This is a genomic window from Vibrio sp. Vb0667 (assembly GCF_033391095.1).
Genome location: NZ_JAWPOL010000002.1, coordinates 99,208 through 114,921 on the forward strand (window position 1 = coordinate 99,208; position 15,714 = coordinate 114,921).

15 protein-coding genes are annotated in these 15,714 nt (G+C 44.5%); 4 read left to right on the forward strand and 11 right to left on the reverse strand.

Annotated features, from left to right (window positions below; genetic code table 11):
- Positions 1–138 precede the first annotated feature (138 nt).
- Positions 139–849 carry a hypothetical protein gene (locus tag R8269_RS03075; protein WP_064377087.1) on the forward strand — a complete coding sequence of 237 codons (711 nt, stop codon included), beginning with the start codon at positions 139–141 and terminating at the stop codon, positions 847–849.
- 82 nt (positions 850–931) lie between these two features.
- Here the strand turns inward: R8269_RS03075 and fruA are convergent, their stop codons facing one another.
- From fruA to fruB, 3 genes are read right to left on the reverse strand one after another with little or no spacing between them, the layout of a single operon-like run.
- Positions 932–2,671, reverse strand: a complete 1,740-nt coding sequence (fruA, locus tag R8269_RS03080) for a PTS fructose transporter subunit IIBC (protein ID WP_005376409.1) — start codon at positions 2,669–2,671, stop codon at positions 932–934.
- Between the two features lie 18 nt (positions 2,672–2,689).
- Positions 2,690–3,661, reverse strand: a complete 972-nt coding sequence (gene pfkB / locus R8269_RS03085) for a 1-phosphofructokinase (protein ID WP_064377085.1) — start codon at positions 3,659–3,661, stop codon at positions 2,690–2,692.
- Between the two features lie 9 nt (positions 3,662–3,670).
- Positions 3,671–4,804, reverse strand: a complete 1,134-nt coding sequence (fruB, locus tag R8269_RS03090) for a fused PTS fructose transporter subunit IIA/HPr protein (protein WP_318222450.1) — start codon at positions 4,802–4,804, stop codon at positions 3,671–3,673.
- A gap of 373 nt (positions 4,805–5,177) precedes the next feature.
- Here fruB and cra point away from each other — a divergent pair, with 373 nt between their 5' ends.
- Positions 5,178–6,158 carry a catabolite repressor/activator gene (gene cra / locus R8269_RS03095; protein WP_062730994.1) on the forward strand — a complete coding sequence of 327 codons (981 nt, stop codon included), beginning with the start codon at positions 5,178–5,180 and terminating at the stop codon, positions 6,156–6,158.
- A 17-nt stretch (positions 6,159–6,175) separates the two neighbouring features.
- Here cra and R8269_RS03100 read toward each other — a convergent pair whose 3' ends face one another.
- Positions 6,176–7,129 carry an endonuclease/exonuclease/phosphatase family protein gene (locus tag R8269_RS03100; RefSeq protein ID WP_318111058.1) on the reverse strand — a complete coding sequence of 318 codons (954 nt, stop codon included), beginning with the start codon at positions 7,127–7,129 and terminating at the stop codon, positions 6,176–6,178.
- A 226-nt stretch (positions 7,130–7,355) separates the two neighbouring features.
- Here R8269_RS03100 and R8269_RS03105 point away from each other — a divergent pair, with 226 nt between their 5' ends.
- Positions 7,356–7,889: an RNA-binding S4 domain-containing protein gene (locus tag R8269_RS03105; protein WP_005376400.1), complete on the forward strand. Its 534-nt coding sequence runs from the start codon at positions 7,356–7,358 to the stop codon at positions 7,887–7,889.
- 106 nt (positions 7,890–7,995) lie between these two features.
- On the opposite strand, the gene R8269_RS03110 is transcribed toward R8269_RS03105, so the two are convergent.
- From R8269_RS03110 to R8269_RS03140, 7 genes are all read right to left on the reverse strand, one after another.
- A complete protein-coding gene (locus R8269_RS03110; protein ID WP_258477003.1) occupies positions 7,996–8,814 on the reverse strand; it encodes an EAL domain-containing protein in 819 nt (272 codons plus the stop codon).
- A 92-nt stretch (positions 8,815–8,906) separates the two neighbouring features.
- On the reverse strand, positions 8,907–9,827 hold the full coding sequence (locus R8269_RS03115) for an amino acid ABC transporter permease (protein WP_213880723.1): 921 nt from the start codon (positions 9,825–9,827) through the stop codon (positions 8,907–8,909).
- An 81-nt stretch (positions 9,828–9,908) separates the two neighbouring features.
- Positions 9,909–10,727 carry a transporter substrate-binding domain-containing protein gene (locus R8269_RS03120; protein ID WP_206954118.1) on the reverse strand — a complete coding sequence of 273 codons (819 nt, stop codon included), beginning with the start codon at positions 10,725–10,727 and terminating at the stop codon, positions 9,909–9,911.
- A gap of 9 nt (positions 10,728–10,736) precedes the next feature.
- Positions 10,737–11,534: an amino acid ABC transporter permease gene (locus R8269_RS03125; RefSeq protein WP_258477002.1), complete on the reverse strand. Its 798-nt coding sequence runs from the start codon at positions 11,532–11,534 to the stop codon at positions 10,737–10,739.
- Entirely contained in the window at positions 11,534–12,268 is a 735-nt protein-coding gene (locus R8269_RS03130; protein WP_017820955.1) for an amino acid ABC transporter ATP-binding protein, read from the reverse strand. Before R8269_RS03130 ends, R8269_RS03125 begins: the two co-directional genes overlap by 1 nt.
- A 169-nt stretch (positions 12,269–12,437) precedes the next feature.
- Positions 12,438–13,094 carry a lysoplasmalogenase gene (locus R8269_RS03135; RefSeq protein ID WP_005376394.1) on the reverse strand — a complete coding sequence of 219 codons (657 nt, stop codon included), beginning with the start codon at positions 13,092–13,094 and terminating at the stop codon, positions 12,438–12,440.
- A gap of 294 nt (positions 13,095–13,388) precedes the next feature.
- Entirely contained in the window at positions 13,389–14,537 is a 1,149-nt protein-coding gene (locus R8269_RS03140; protein ID WP_104976106.1) for an iron-containing alcohol dehydrogenase, read from the reverse strand.
- Between the two features lie 206 nt (positions 14,538–14,743).
- On the opposite strand from R8269_RS03140, the gene R8269_RS03145 reads away from it, so the two are divergent.
- A complete protein-coding gene (locus R8269_RS03145) occupies positions 14,744–15,625 on the forward strand; it encodes an AraC family transcriptional regulator (RefSeq protein ID WP_005386077.1) in 882 nt (293 codons plus the stop codon).
- The last annotated feature ends 89 nt before the right edge of the window (positions 15,626–15,714 follow it).

Here is a 15,714-nt window from a genome sequence, read left to right on the forward strand (position 1 = left end):
GAAGGTTTTCTTCGGGGCTTTTTTGATCTTACTAATACATACCAAACCATTCATTTGCTTGATTTTAATGATTTTCTTACGATTACAATGCAAATCATGCGTATACTGATGTAACGACACATCAAAGATTGAGATTACATGAATAAGCGCATATTAAACGGACTCTTCTTCGTTGGTTCTTTCACCTTGGTTGGCTGCACCGCGACGGATAGCATGCCGACAGAAACCAAACAACCTGCCCCTAAAATTAACAGTGTTAGTGCCGAAGTCATTTCCAGTTGGATTGATAGTAAGGTTTTAGCCCCTGAAGGGCTGTCGCTCGAGCAAGACAACCTACGTTATCTATCGGGTAGCGCCGACCTAAACAGCGACGGAAAGGCAGAACACATAGTGTTGCTTCAAGATCGCTATTTCTGTGGTAGTGGTGGCTGCTCTGCATATATGTTTGATAATGAGGGAAACGTTATTAATCGAATGTCGGTAACTCGCACGCCTATTGTACTAGCCGACAGTTACAGTAATGGTTGGCAGGACTTTATCGTTTGGAGTAATGGCTCATATCGACTCATGAGTTACAACGGTGAATCTTATCCAAGTAACCCGTCATTAGAGCCAAAGGTTGATCGAGACGCTAACCAGCAGGCGGCAATCGCAAATGTAATGGCGACAGAGCTTTATCAGCAAGACGGCTATGACATTCTGCCCGCAGAGTCAAAAACCTTGTGGACGCCAGCTAACGTTTACCACTTTACCTTCAAGCACTACGGTGACCCGCATAGCGCTTATCAAGCAACGGTGGATATGAGCAGTGGGGAAGTAGACATTGTAGCCGTTCCGGCTGCGGAATAAAAAACACCTCCCTTAACCGGAATTAAAGGGAGGTGCTAAATGCCAAATTCGAGGGTGGCATTGTTAACCGGAGTCGCTCTAATTAAGCTGCGACTTCTTGCTTCGCTTCTGCTTTGCTTTTTAAGAATGCGTAAGTAAAGCCAGTTACCGCTGTACCCGCTGCAATAGCCACTAAATACATTAATACTGGTGAAATTGCGTTAGGAATTAGCAGCACGAATAGACCGCCGTGTGGTGCCATTAATTTCGCACCGAATAGCATCGATAGGGCACCAGTAAGCGCGCCACCTGCCATACAAGATGGAATCACGCGCATTGGATCTTTCGCAGCAAATGGAATTGCGCCTTCAGAGATGAAACACAGGCCCAAGACAAATGATGCTTTACCAGCCTCACGTTCATTTTGTTCAAATTTGTTCTTCGCAATGAAGGTCGCTAAACCCATACCTAGCGCAGGAACCATACCTGCGGCCATGATTGCCGCCATTGGTGCGTAAGTTTGTGAAGCCAGAAGGCCAACACCAAATGCGTAAGCGGCTTTGTTTACCGGGCCTCCTAGGTCGAAACACATCATTGCGCCAAGGATAATACCCAGTAGTACTGCACTGTCAGAACCCATGTTGTTTAGGAAGTCAGTCAGGCCGTTCATGATGCCTGAAACTGGGCCGCCTACGATGTAGATCATGACAAGGCCAGTGAACAATGTTGCTACAAATGGAATGATCAGGATTGGTTTAAGCGCTTCCATCGATTGTGGCAGTTTCACCTTATCTGCGAGGAGTTTCGCTGCGTAACCGGCAATGAAGCCAGCTGCGATACCACCTAGGAAACCAGCACCCGTTGAACTTGCTAGCATACCACCAACAAGACCAGGAGCCAGACCAGGACGGTCAGCAATTGAGAACGCGATGTAACCAGCAAGTACAGGAATCATCAATGCGAATGCAGAGCCACCACCAATGTTCATCAAGGCTGCTGCTAGTGTGCCTTCTTCTTTAAATGCTTCAATACCGAACACGAAAGATAGAGCGATGATCAAACCACCTGCAACGACGACAGGAAGCATGTGCGAAACACCCGTCATTAGGTGTTTGTAAGCGCCTTTTTTCTCTTCGGTGGAAGATGAAGAGTTAGCTGAACCAGAATGTTGATACACCGTGGCTTGCTCGAATGCTTTGTCCATCTCTTCGGCTGTTTTCTTCAGAGCTGGACCTGTTTTCGTGCGGTACATCTTTTTGCCGTTAAAGCGATCAAGTGGCACTTCAATATCCGCAGCAATGATCACCAGATCGGCGTCTGCAATTTCTTGCTCAGTCAGTTGGTTTTTAGCGCCAACTGAACCACGAGTTTCCACCTTGATTTGATGGCCACGACGCTTGCCTTCTTCTTCTAAAGCTTCTGCCGCCATAAAGGTATGCGCAACGCCAGTAGGGCATGCCGTGATTGCAACAATCTTCTTTGATGCTGATGTTGTATCTGTAGTGATAGGGGCTGCAAGTGTGGTTGCTTTTTCAAGTAAAGTGGCGTTTTCAACCGCTTGCTGGAGAAACGCAGTTGCGTCTTTTGCTACTTCGCTAATTTCCGCTTGGTAAACCTTTTTTCCTACAAAACGAGAAGTGTCGACGCTAGTATTTGCCGCAATGACAATGACTTCTGCTTGTTCAACGTCAGCTTCCGTCAATAGTGTTGGTTCAACCACACTTGATTGACATTCTATTTTGGCATTCCAGTTTAATTTTGCGGCGGCTTGTTCTAGTAATCCTGCCGCAAGGATGCTATTTGCTACACCGCTCGGACAGGCAGTAATAATGGCAATATTCATACGATAACCTTCTGTTCCTTAGTTTTGTTCTAAGTTTGTAATAGGGTAAAGCGCGCTAACTTCAGTTTGTCGCTTGATATTTTCCAGTTCTTCCTGACTGGTTAGCCCTACGCCAACTTGACTAACTGCCAAAGCAGAAAGTGCCGTAGCGAAGCGCAATAAATCGTTTTTAGGCATCAGTTGCATGTGGCCCCAACACAAGCCAGCGACCAGCGTATCTCCTGCGCCAACGGTGCTCACTACATTCATTCGAGGCGGTTTTGCACTAAGCCATTCGCCTTGGTTGAGCCACATAACACCGTCAGGTCCCATAGAAACCACGATGTTTTCTATGCCCTTGTCGCTCAGTGTTTGCGCAGCAGCTTGGCATTGTTCAGGCGTTTCTAGGTGTTCGCCAACAAAATCACCAAGTTCTTCATCGTTAGGTTTAATCAACCATGGGTGAGCATCAATACCTGACTTCAATGCGGCTTTGCTACTGTCGAACAACACCTTTTTGCCTTGTTGATGCAGTGCTTCTATCCATGCAGCGCATTGTTCAGCGGTTACGCCTCCAGGTAAGCTACCTGCAAGTACAAAGTAATCATGCGTCTCCGCTAGACGAAATAGTGTCTCCTCAAAGCGAGTAATTTCGTCGGCCGCTACTTGAACGCCAGGGAAGTTGATATCACTGACGTTGCCATTGGCCTCAACCAGCTTAACGTTGATACGAGTGGCACCCTCTACTTCCACAAATTCATTCTTAACGTTGATGTCATTAAAAAGCTGATGAAATAGCTCAGGGTTATCTTTACCGAGAAAGCCGGTAACCGTGACGTCTGCGCCTAAATCGCTCAATACTTTTGCTACGTTGACACCTTTACCAGCAGCGTGGAGATTGCTTTGCTGTACTAAGCTCACGGAACCAACGTTTAGTTCATTTACTGAACCTGTTAAATCCAATGCTGGGTTGAGCGTAATAGTGACAACCTTATTTGTTTTGTTTGTCATATCGGATCCTTAACCTTCACCAAGGCCAGAAGCGATTGCATTTCCGATAGACTCCAAGGCTTGCGGCGCATCAGGGCCTTCTGCTGTAAATTGAAGTTGGTGACCGTGCTTAACGCCCAGCGCGATGACTTTCATTAGGCTCTTCGCGTTTACTGCTTTTCCATCTCCGTCTAGGTTGGAAACACGTATAGTGGATTCAAACTTTTTCGCTTCTGCGACTAACATTGCCCCCGGACGAGCATGTAGGCCGTGAGAGTTTTTGATTTTAAATACAGCGGTATTGCCTTCTTCTGAAGATGCAGCTGTGACTTCTTCACCTTTGAACAAAGCAAGAATCTGTTCTACTGATGCATCTAAAAGCTTGCCGTGTTCATTGTTAAACACAATATTAGAAAGCGTTTTTAGGATAGGTTGGTGAGCATTGTTACATGCCGCGAACGCGACAAGTGCACGCACTTTTTGACCTTCATATTCGCAGTCGTTTGCCGTCGAGACAAATGACACACCTGTGCGAGTGACATGTTTGTCACTGCCAATTAACCACAGGCCATTACCTAAGTGAGTTGGTTGTTTGGTAACGAGATCTGCAACGAATTCGTTATCAGCACATCCCGTATTTTTTAACAGACCACCAGCAACAGCACTCATCTGTAGCATGTCGCTTGCAGGGAACATGAGTTGAATTAAAGAAGCGTCAAAGTCTGCTTCAAGCTGAACATCACCGTGCAGTAGGGCGATGATCTCGTCTTCGTTTTTTGCATTACGCAGACGCTCTTCTACGCCATCTGCGCCTAGCACTTTGGTGAGCTGTTTAAGAATGCCAAGGTGTTCATCAGATTTAGCTGCGATACCGATAGCGACGAACACAGTATTGCCATCACCCCAGTCGACACCTTGTGGGAAGTGATGCACAGCAACACCCGTTGTGTTCACCATTGCACGAGTGTCGGTTGTACCGTGCGGGATGGCGATACCGTTCCCCAAAAACGTAGAGTTTTGGTTTTCACGGTTTAGCATGCCTTCAACGTAACCGCGTTCAACTAGGCCTTTATCAGTCAGGCTATGAGCAATACTCTTTATTGCTTCAAACTTATCTGTCGCTGATTGCGAGAGGGTAATGTCGTTCTTATTTAGCTTAAGCATGGTGCTTCTCCAGCCTTAAGGTATCAATTTAAAAATGTATTCTGTGTGAGAAGTTGAACGCCGCTTCTTCTGAGCGCTTATCACTCCTCAAACCTTTTATCTTTCAAGCTAAATCGATTCAGCTTGTTGGTAAATTTTTTAAAAGACTCAGAAAAACTGTTTTAAAAACTGATGTTAACAAACGAGCCTTTGCCGCTGTCCTATAGCCTAGCCTACAAATTGGTTTGTTGTGTATTCAGGTGATTTACGTCAATTTTTAAGTTTTGCTGAATCCTTTCAGCTTTTATACTGAATCGGTTCAGCTTATAATTCAACTTATCGAAAGATCGTTGATGTATTAATATGATCGCGCGCACAGAATAAGGTTTAGAATATGACACTGGATGAAATAGCCAAATTAGCGGGTGTTTCTAAGACAACTGCAAGCTATGTGATTAACGGAAAAGCGCAGAAATACCGCATCAGCGAGAAGACTCAGAAAAAGGTGATGGCCGTTGTAGAAGAGTACAATTATAAGCCAGATCATGCGGCGTCTTCCTTGCGGGCAGGTAATTCACGCTCATTTGGGCTTATCATCCCAGACTTAGAGAACACCAGTTATGCGCGTCTTGCAAAGCTGATAGAGCAAAACTCTCGGAAAGCGGGGTACCAAATTTTGATTGGCTGCTCTGATGATGATCCTGATACAGAGCAAAAGGTGGCGGAAGCATTAGTCAGTCGTCGTATTGATGCGTTGTTTGTGGCAAGTGGTATGCCCACTGCAAACGAGTATTATCTTAAGTTGCAAAATTCAGGTACGCCAGTTATCGCGCTAGACCGTCCAATGGATGATGAGCACTTTTGTTGTGTCATCAGCGAAGATTTTGACGCCGCACTTGAACTCACTCAGTCAGTACTGTCCGAAGATATTAAGTCCATTGGCTTAATCGGTGCATTGCAAGATCTTCAAGTCTCAAAAGAGCGTGAGCTCGGTTTTCTATCTGCTTCTCAACAAGGTGGCAAAACGGCAACAGTGGGTTATGGACAACACTTCTCTCGGGAAGAAGGCAAGAAAGTCTTAGAGAGATGGTTAACAGAGAACGCATTGCCAGATGCCATTGTTACAACGTCATACACACTGTTAGAAGGTGTGTTGGATGTAATGCTAGAAAAACCAGAACTGATGGGAAAGGTGCGTTTAGCGACATTTGGTGATAATCGACTGCTGGACTTCTTGCCTGTGAAAATCAACTCTTTGCCTCAACAGTTTGAGTTGATCGCGGACAGCGCAATGGAGTTAGCACTCAACGCTTCCGCCAAGCGTTACAAGCCTGGCGTAGAACTTATCCCGCGTAAAATTGTGAAACGTCACTAAGTAACTAAATAGGTTGCTCAAAGCTTTACTTCAACCGTCAGCGCCACAAATGCGTGGTCGCTGGCGTTTTTATCTCTGTTATAAATCGGGTTGATCAGATGTTGGTTAGACACCTGATAGTCAACAACCTCGGCAACCGATATATCTGATAAGGTATCAAACTCTTGTGAGAGCAAGATATAGTCGAGTACATTCCCAGTGGAAAAATGATAGTGCGTGGCTGGGCGTTCATCCTTCAGGGTGTCACTTTGCAATAACCAACCATCTTTGAGTTGTAATTCAGTGACGCTGTCACCAGTGTTGGATACCAATGAGCTGTTAACGCTGATAGGAGTGATAGGTTGATTCATATCGCCCATTAACACTGTCGGCATTGGTTCTTTTCGATACCTCTTTTGCATCGCGTCTCTTAACATCGCTGCTTCCCAGCCTCTTTGCTGGGTGGATAACCAGCGCCCAATAATCGTGCTAGACGTTTCTGGTTGTTCTGAGTCGGCTGGGCGTTGAGATTTCAGGTGCGTTACGTAAACGGCGATATGACCAAGTACAGGATGTATTACTTGGGCATAGATAGGTTTGCGACTGAACTCTGGAACAACACTTACTCCAAAAGGCTCAAGCGTTGCTAAGTCAAACTCTACCGCTTGTACTTTTTCTATTGGAAACCGAGATGCGATTGCCACAACAGGGCTTGAGTAAATGTACTCATCTTCAACATGTGGGGTGTCAACGGTCGCAAAGTAGGGGTAGCCGATGGTTGAAAAGAATGCCTGGGTCTTCTCGATACTGAATACTTCTTGTAAGCCAATCACGTCGCCTTCCAGTTTTTCAACTTGACGTTGTGTCCACGAAAGTTTGTCTCGCCATTGCTCTAACGAGTATATGTTCTCGAAATCATAGTAGGCGTTAGGCGGTGCGACAAAATTAAACAAGTTCGCAGTGACAAAGGTAATTCTACTTGGTTGAGACAAAGTATTCGCTCTTTTCAACAATAACTTAGAGAGTATATACCTTCAGGTTGCGTAATTGCAGCTTCGTTTGAGCTACGCATCGGTATACAAGTTAACAAGCGACAAGTTAAATGGGTTAAGAGGTGCTCAAATGCCAAGGCGAATCGGTGATTGAACATCGGCAGAGGTTTCTATTTTTAAGCATTGCGTTTAAACTTCAGGGCATCAAATAGTAAGAGTAAGTAACATGACCCAAGATTACGACCACGAAGAGTATTTAGAAGGCGAAGAGATTGAGATCGAAGCGATTGGCATCGATGTTGATGCGCATCCAATCGAACTGTACAAGCTTTTTAAAATCGCAAACTTGGTCAGCGGTGGCGGCGAAGCAAAACATATCATCGAGGAAGGCTACGTCGCGGTGAATGGTGAACTAGAAACACGTAAGCGCCGCAAGATGTATGATGGTGACTTTTTCGAGTTTAACCAGGAATATTATGTTGTGGTTTGCGATGCGCCAGTAACCGAACCTGAAACGGCAGAGCAAAAAGCAGAAAAGAAAGCGAAAAAAGAAGCGCAGTCTTCTCGTAAAGATAAGTCTCGTCAAAGTAAGTCACCTAAAGCCTCTGGGCCTAAATCAACAGGCCGCAAAGCGGCACATAAAGAGCGTAAAGCGCAGAAAGAAGCGTTGTCTCAGTCTGCTAAGAAAGGCAAAAAAGAAGACAAACCGCAAGCCACTCGTGATCCGAAGAGCGGACGTAATTCTATTGATTTTTTCTAGGGAAATGAACGCTTAACTAAATAAGTGACATCTGAGTAAAACTAAAAAGCGCCGAGCATATTATATCGGCGCTTTTTTGGTTTCACTGTGCTGTAAGTGGGCAGTGTTAATGCACTGTCGTCTCGATGTTTAGGCTATCTGTCCAGTGATGAATGGCGCAAGGCTTTCCTAAGTAAAAGCCTTGGTAATAATCCAAATTAAGTTGATACATAGCTTGTAGCTGCACGTCTTCTTCAACCCCTTCTATAATGACTTTTGCTCCCATATGATCCGCTAGATCAACGGCGCTATGTATGGAAAAGGTTTCTCCGGCGCAGTAGTCTAGCAAATAGGAACGATCGATTTTGATGATGTCAGGGCAGAGCTGCTGAACACGTGCGATATCAGAATGTTGGGCGCCAAAATCATCGATAGCAAAGATAAAACCATTCGCTTTCATTAACTGTACTGCTTTGATTAATAAATCCGTATCTCCGCATGACTCTTCGACTACTTCAAAAACTACGTCTGTTGGGCTCATACCAAGTTCGGAAAGGCGTTTGTAAAGCAGGCCGTTATCTTTAAAGCCCATGTCTTTGGTTAGTGTGAGTAGCGTTTGAGGCATGACGTTAAGAAACAGTTTGATCGGCGTCCCCGCGAAATAGCGTGCAAAATTTCGAATGTGCATTGCTCTGGATAAAAACTCTACACATAAGCGAAAGTAGGGATCAAGACCATTATTGGCCAGAAACACGTCAGGACGAATTAGGAAACCATCAATGCCACGAATACGCAGTAAGGCTTCCATACCAATAATACGTTGACGTCTATCAAAAATTGGCTGATAAACACTGTGAAAAGTGAATTGATTGAGAACTACGTAATATTCACCAAGATTATCTTGTTTTATGTATCGCTCGTAGTCGGATTGATTCTTTAACTCCATGAAAAACGCCGAAAATTTAGCATCTTGTCAATGTAACAGGGTGCAATTCTGATTTGAAGAATCAAATGTGCCTAATTACATATGTGGTTGAGTTAATTTGAAATGGCTTCCGATTTTGCTTCAATATGGCGAAAAATAAGTGACAGACCAAAACAAATTAAGAAGTAAGCAAGGCCGACAATCAACCAAATTTCAAATATATACCCTGATGAATTTGCCATCTCTGTCCCAACAAACGTCATTTCTTGTATCGAAATCAGTGAAACAATAGAGGTGTCTTTCACCAAAGAGATGGTTTGACCGGCAAGTGCAGGTGTGATTGATTTAAGCACCTGTGGCGCGATAACAAATCGGTATTTCACCCATCGAGACAAGCCCAATGAGTCAGCCGCTTCCCACTGACCTTGGTCGATACTTTGTAAACCACCGCGCACAACTTCTGCAATGTAGGCAGAAGAGAGTAAGCCGACACATAACACGCCAGAGGCAAGGTTTTCCCAAAGGTTCGAAGGCCCAAACAGAAAGTGCTGTAGCGCATTTGGTTCGCCGTTGTAGTTTCGTAGAAGATCTTCCAAACCAAGTAACGGGATCAATTGGTTAGAAATGAAAAAGTAGAAAATAAAAACAAATACCAACGGAGGGATGTTTCTCACTAACTGGATAAACGCATTGGCAGGTGTGCGCAACCAAACGGAACGAGAGAAGCGTCCTAAGCCTAACAAAGTGCCAAACACTAATGCGAAGCTTATGCCCCAAACACTGAGCCTTAACGTCGAAATCAAACCTTGGAAGAAGTAGGGCAAACTACCATCTGCTCTAGGCGTGAAAAGTAATTCAAGCGCCTCTTTCCACTGCCACAAATAATGCACACCAACAGCGGACCGATGGTACAGCCAAACACCACCGATACCGCACATAACAAGTAGTACCCAGTCTAGTGTGTTTAATTGCGGTAAAAGGTAGCCTGTGCTGGATTTCGCGGGTGCTGTGCGAGTGGTAGTGTGTTCGCCCAAAAATTTGACTCCGATAAGTTATGGAAAAGTAAAATGAATGATTGGAGAGTATAGGCTCGCGGCGTCCACGAGCCATTAAGATTACTGGCCTTGCGCGACTTGATCTTGCCAATCTAATGTCGAGAACCAGTATTCATAACGTTGTTTTAACCATCCATCTTGGGTTCTTGCTTCAATCCATTTATTGAAAAAGGCCTTTTTATCTTCTTCCCCCAAGCGAACTGCAAAGGCTTCGTTACCTTGTGATAGTCGCTCAGAGAATGGAAGGAATAGTTTGTCGCTGTGTTTCACTGTCTCATGTTCTGGTTTTGGGCTAGAAGCAATGACCGCGTGGGCGTTACCATTCAGCACCTCTTGGAACGCTTGCGCGTCGTCATCAAATTGCAGGATCTTCGCTTTCGGGAAGGTTTCTCTGGCTACTTGAACGGTGAATGCGCCGCGACGAGCCGCAATTTTTACGCGTCGTGAGTCAAAATCCGAAAATTCGCTAAAACCAGAGGCGAGTTCTTTGTTTGCTGCTACTTGAACGCCTGAGTGCGAGTAGGGCGCAGTAAACAAGACGCTTTTGGAACGTTCAGGCGTAACAGACATGCCACCAATGATCACGTCGAACTTTTTCGCCAGTAGTGCGGGAATAATGCCATCCCACGCAGTCGGTACGAATTCCACTTTCAAACCTGAATCTTGTGCTAAGCGTTTGGCAACATCGATTTCAAAACCGATTAACTCACCTTGCTTGTTACGCATTGCCCAAGGTACAAATGTTGACATACCAACGCGCAAAGTTCCTCGTTCTTTGATTTGATCTACATTGGGTGTGGCGACATCTTCTTTCGCGATTGTAGGCATAGCTATGGCTAGCCCTAATAATGCAGTAATGGTCGCTTTGAATAACTTCATGTTATCTCCTTATAATTTGCGCCAACTGGCTCCGAGTTTGTGTTCTAGCCATGCAGACAAGCCAGAAAGTGACAGAGTGAGAGCAAGATAAATTGCTGCCACGGTAAACCAAATTTCGAACGGCATCGCCGTCTCTGAGACGATGTTGCGTGCCTGTGTTGTTAGATCAAAAATCGCCATCACGCTTACAATGGAAGAGTTTTTGATCAAAGAAACCACTTCATTGGTTAATGGCGGTAATGTGCGCTGTAAAACCTGAGGCAAAATTACGTCTTTGTAGGTGTAAAACGTTGATATTCCGAGAGTTTGTGCTGCTTCGAATTGCCCTTTAGGAATACTGTTTAAACCTGCACGGAATATTTCCGCGGTGTAGGCACCTTGGAAAAGGGATAATGCCAAAACGGCGGTACTGAATCGGTCCAAACCAATCACGGGGCCAAACACGAAGTAGAGTAAATAGATTTGCACCAACAACGGCGTGTTACGTATTACTTCGACATAAGTGGTACCAATAACATTGCCGACTTTCGAATCGCTAAGCCTTAGTAACGCGGTAACCAACCCTAATACTAAGGTAAAAAATAGACTAATAGCCGAGATGTTAAGCGTGACCAATAGCCCATCAATAAGTTCTGCCGGCCACCATTCGCCATCTTCATAAAAAGCGATGTAATCAGGTACGCGCTCCCATTGCCATTGATAGCCCATAGCGTCGGCACCAGAGTCCAAAACCCACACAATCGCGATGAAGAGGAGCGTCATTTGCAGTAAAGCTTGAAGGACAGGTTTGATTACGCGAATTATCATCAGTAACTTAAAATTTGGTTCAAAAATGCTTGGGTTCGTGGATGCTGTGGTGTCTCAAATAAGGCGACTGGAGAGTTCATTTCCACGATTTGGCCTTCATCCATAAATACCACGCGGTTCGCTACTTTTTTGGCAAATCCCATTTCATGCGTGACGCAAATCATCGTCATTCCGCTTTGAGCCAGCTCAACCATGACATCCAACACTTCGTTGATCATTTCCGGATCAAGCGCTGAAGTTGGCTCGTCAAACAGGAGTAAATCCGGTTCCATACACAAGGAGCGGGCAATCGCGACGCGTTGCTGCTGACCGCCAGAAAGCTGGATAGGATACTTACTCGCTTGCTCTTCAATATTGACTCGCTTTAGGTAATGTCTTGCGCGTTTTTCAGCTTCTTGTTTTGATAATTTGTGTGTGCGAATCGGCGCTAAGGTGAGGTTTTCCAGTACAGTCAAATGAGGAAAAAGGTGAAAGTGTTGGAACACCATGCCGATTTTACCGGGCTTGAGAGATTTTGCGTGAGAAGGCTGGTCGAACACATGAAGCTGGCCTTCTTGAATCGATTCAAGATGATTGATGCAACGAATGAGCGTTGATTTTCCGGAACCTGATGGGCCACACACCACGACGATCTCGCCAGAATGCACGGAGAAGTTGATGTCTTTTAGAGCGTGGTAATCGCCATACCACTTATTTACGTCGCTAAACTCAACGACGGGAGTATTCTCTTTCAAAGGGGCACGCTATAACGGAAAAATATCCTTTTACAATAGCAAGTTGTGCGCGTAATTTCATTAAGAATAAGCTAATGTTTAGGCGATGATTTTAAGACTCTATTCAGATCGCTTACAAGAGACATCCATGTTTCTTTAATGTTGGTGCAGTCTAGAGTCTAGAGTATGACTAACTCAGTTCAACGAGATACGGATAACGAACAACAATCGCAACAACAGACATAACCATTAGTGTCTGTGCAGAATAGTAGGTCACCATGACAACTTGTCGTGAAAATATTGACCGTCCTCCAAAGCGTTCGAAAGCCAATACGATGCCAGAGATAATAAAGATAAAGCTTCCGAGCACTGCAAAAGAGGAGGATTGTGTTTTCCCACTCAAATAATACTCGATCGAAGCCCAGCACATAGTCATCAGTACCAATATATAACTGGCAACTGGCCGTTTCTCTTTACCGAGATCCGGTCGGAACAACCAGTAGACGCATATACCGAGTCCGAACAAGGCAATTGGGAGCCAAGGTGTAAAATGCCACGCTGACATGATGGCAAAACCATAACTATAGGAGAGATGGGCAGAGCAAAAGAGCACTAATCCTGTAATGAACTTGTCTCTAGGGAGCATTAATAACACGTCACCAAGCAACGAGAGCGATAAGCCAATCAAAATCCAATGCGCATATGGCATTGGGTAAGCCGGGGACTGAATTAAAATACCAAGCATACAGAGCACTGGTAATGGTTTAGAAACGTAAAAGAGCCATTTAGAGCCTTTACGGATACTGATGATATGTATGAATGCTAATACGACAACAACTAGCCACATAAAGTGTTTTCTCGAACAGACAAAATTATGTAGTACATCACTACAACAAATCAAAACTTAATTAACGAGTTAACTCGTTTTTTGATCTCAATTATTTTTATTTGTGTAAAGCTGGACAGTTGTCTCTTTACTAACCAACACGGCCGATTTTTTGTCTGGAGGGAATCGTTGTTTTTAGAAGCCTCCTCGTTTTGAACGTGATGTGGCTTACAAAATAGCATAAAAAAACGGTATTGTGACTGTTAAGTCACAATACCGTTAAACCCTAGGAAGGGCAGTGAAGAATTGTTGCAGTTATGAGACAGCTAACTCTAAGATTTCTCGGCTACGTTCAAGTGTGATCGCCTGGTTTTCACCTAAAACAGTCATGCCGTGTTTGTTTAGTTGATCAATGATGGCATCGATAGCTTGTTCACGGCTCTCACCATAGTTTTCGAGCTTAGTTGCGACATCAAGTTGATGATAAAACGCTTCGATAGCTTCGATTGTGCGCTCTGCTAAATCCTCACCTGCTTCAAGAGCAAATACGTTGCGACCCATTTGTTCTAACTTAGGGCGCTTAAACTGCATTTGGTTACGAAGTAACGATGGTTGGACAATTGCAAGAGAACGCGCATGATCAACGCCCCATAGAGCGGTTAATTCATGGCCGATCATATGTGTCGCCCAGTCTTGTGGAACGCCACTACCAATTAACCCATTCAATGCTTGGTTAGCAGACCACATTAAGTTTGCGCGCCACATATCGTCGTCTCGTTCCGCAAACTGTTCTCCGAGTGTTTTTAAAGTTTTCAGCAGTGTTTCTGCGTAACCATCTTGAACCATTGCACCGGTAGGAAGCGTCAAGTATTGCTCACATACGTGCACCCATGCGTCAACAATGCCGTTGATAAGCTGGCGTTCTGGCAGTGTTTTCATCACATCTGGGTCTAACACGGCAAATTTTGGCTGCACTGCTGGAGACATGAACGGAAGTTTGTCTTGAGTTTCTTTTTTAGTGATAACTGCGCCCATGTTTGACTCTGAGCCTGTTGCTGGCAATGTCAAAATTGCAGCTAGAGGCGTCGCTTCAGTGACTTGGTGCTTACCAATCATGATATCCCAACCATCACCATCATACTTTGATGCCGCTGCTACGTATTTGGAGCCATCGATGACTGAACCACCACCTACCGCTAAAATAAAGTCAACGCCATGCTCTTTTACCATTGCGACTGCTTTATCGAGTGTTTCTTTGGTTGGGTTTGGTTCAACACCTGAAAACTCTAGCCATTCATGTGCCTCAAGAGCTTCTGCTACTTGGTCGTACACGCCATTTTTTTTGATGGAGCCACCACCGTATACCACTAAAACTTTTTGGTCGGATGGGATAGCTTCTTTGATTGCAGCGATTTGTTTTTGACCAAAGAAAATCTTGGTTGGGTTTACATAAGAAAAGTTCATTATTAGCCCTCTTGCTTCCAGTGAAGGAGATTGAATACATGCATATTACTCCTGATTAACGATCGTTAACAGGTCGATTTCTGCAAATAATTTGCCTATTTCTACAAAATTAATGCTCTTGAGCTAGAAAGTTAAAGTCGAGAGGAAGTATAGTGCTCTAAACGATAATAGAGACCAAACTCGTTGGTCATTGATGGAGCGCTCTAATGCACACTCTCGCAGATATCATGCAGCAATATGTTGAAAAGCAGGGGCTGCATGACCTAGAAGGTATGAAGAAAACAGCGATAGATGGCGTATGGTTTTATCGCAGTAGCAAAGGGAATCATCGCCAGCCGTTTGTCTATCAGTCCGGCATCATCGTATTGGGTCAAGGGCATAAGAACATTCATATTGGTGATACACCAGTGCAATATGGGCCCGAAGATTACCTTGTTGTCGGGGTTCCCATGCCACTAGAGTGCGAAGCGTTTGCGACAAACAATGAGCCTTTACTTGGCATTTCGATAGATATTTCGCCAACGCTTCTTCATAAACTCGTTAAAAAATTAGAGGCTGAGAAATTCAGTAATAAGTGTCTGGATGCAACCCGTTGCGGCCTTAAGTCGGTACGTATGAATGAAGGTATGTTGGATGCGTGCAAGCGGTTAATGAAAGCAATGTGTAACGAGCTTGATGTCATCATGCTTGGCGAGCTGCTTCTTGAGGAAATTGTGTATCGTACTTTGGTGAGCAAAGAGGGGTATGTTTTATTTGACCTAGCACATCAAGAAGGTTCTTACGCGAGGGTCGCTAAAGCACTAAATCGTGTACATCAAGCGTATCATGAACAGTTGAACGTACAAGCATTGGCTGAAGAAGCCAACATGAGTGTTTCTGCTTTCCATCAAGCATTTCGCAATGTCACGCTTGAATCTCCGTTGCAATATATTAAGAAAGTTCGACTTAACAAAGCGCGCGAATTGATCCAGTTAGAGGGGAGACGTGTTAATGATGCAGCGAGAATGGTCGGTTACACGAGCCCATCACAGTTTAGTCGCGAGTACAAGCGGCATTTTAATGAAACGCCAAGGTCAACAAAGGCTTAGTGATCTTTATTTCAAAATGGCGACTTTTTTTACCTTTTTTATTAATTTGCGAGTGACATATTTATTTGAGTTATAAAATTAGTTACTGG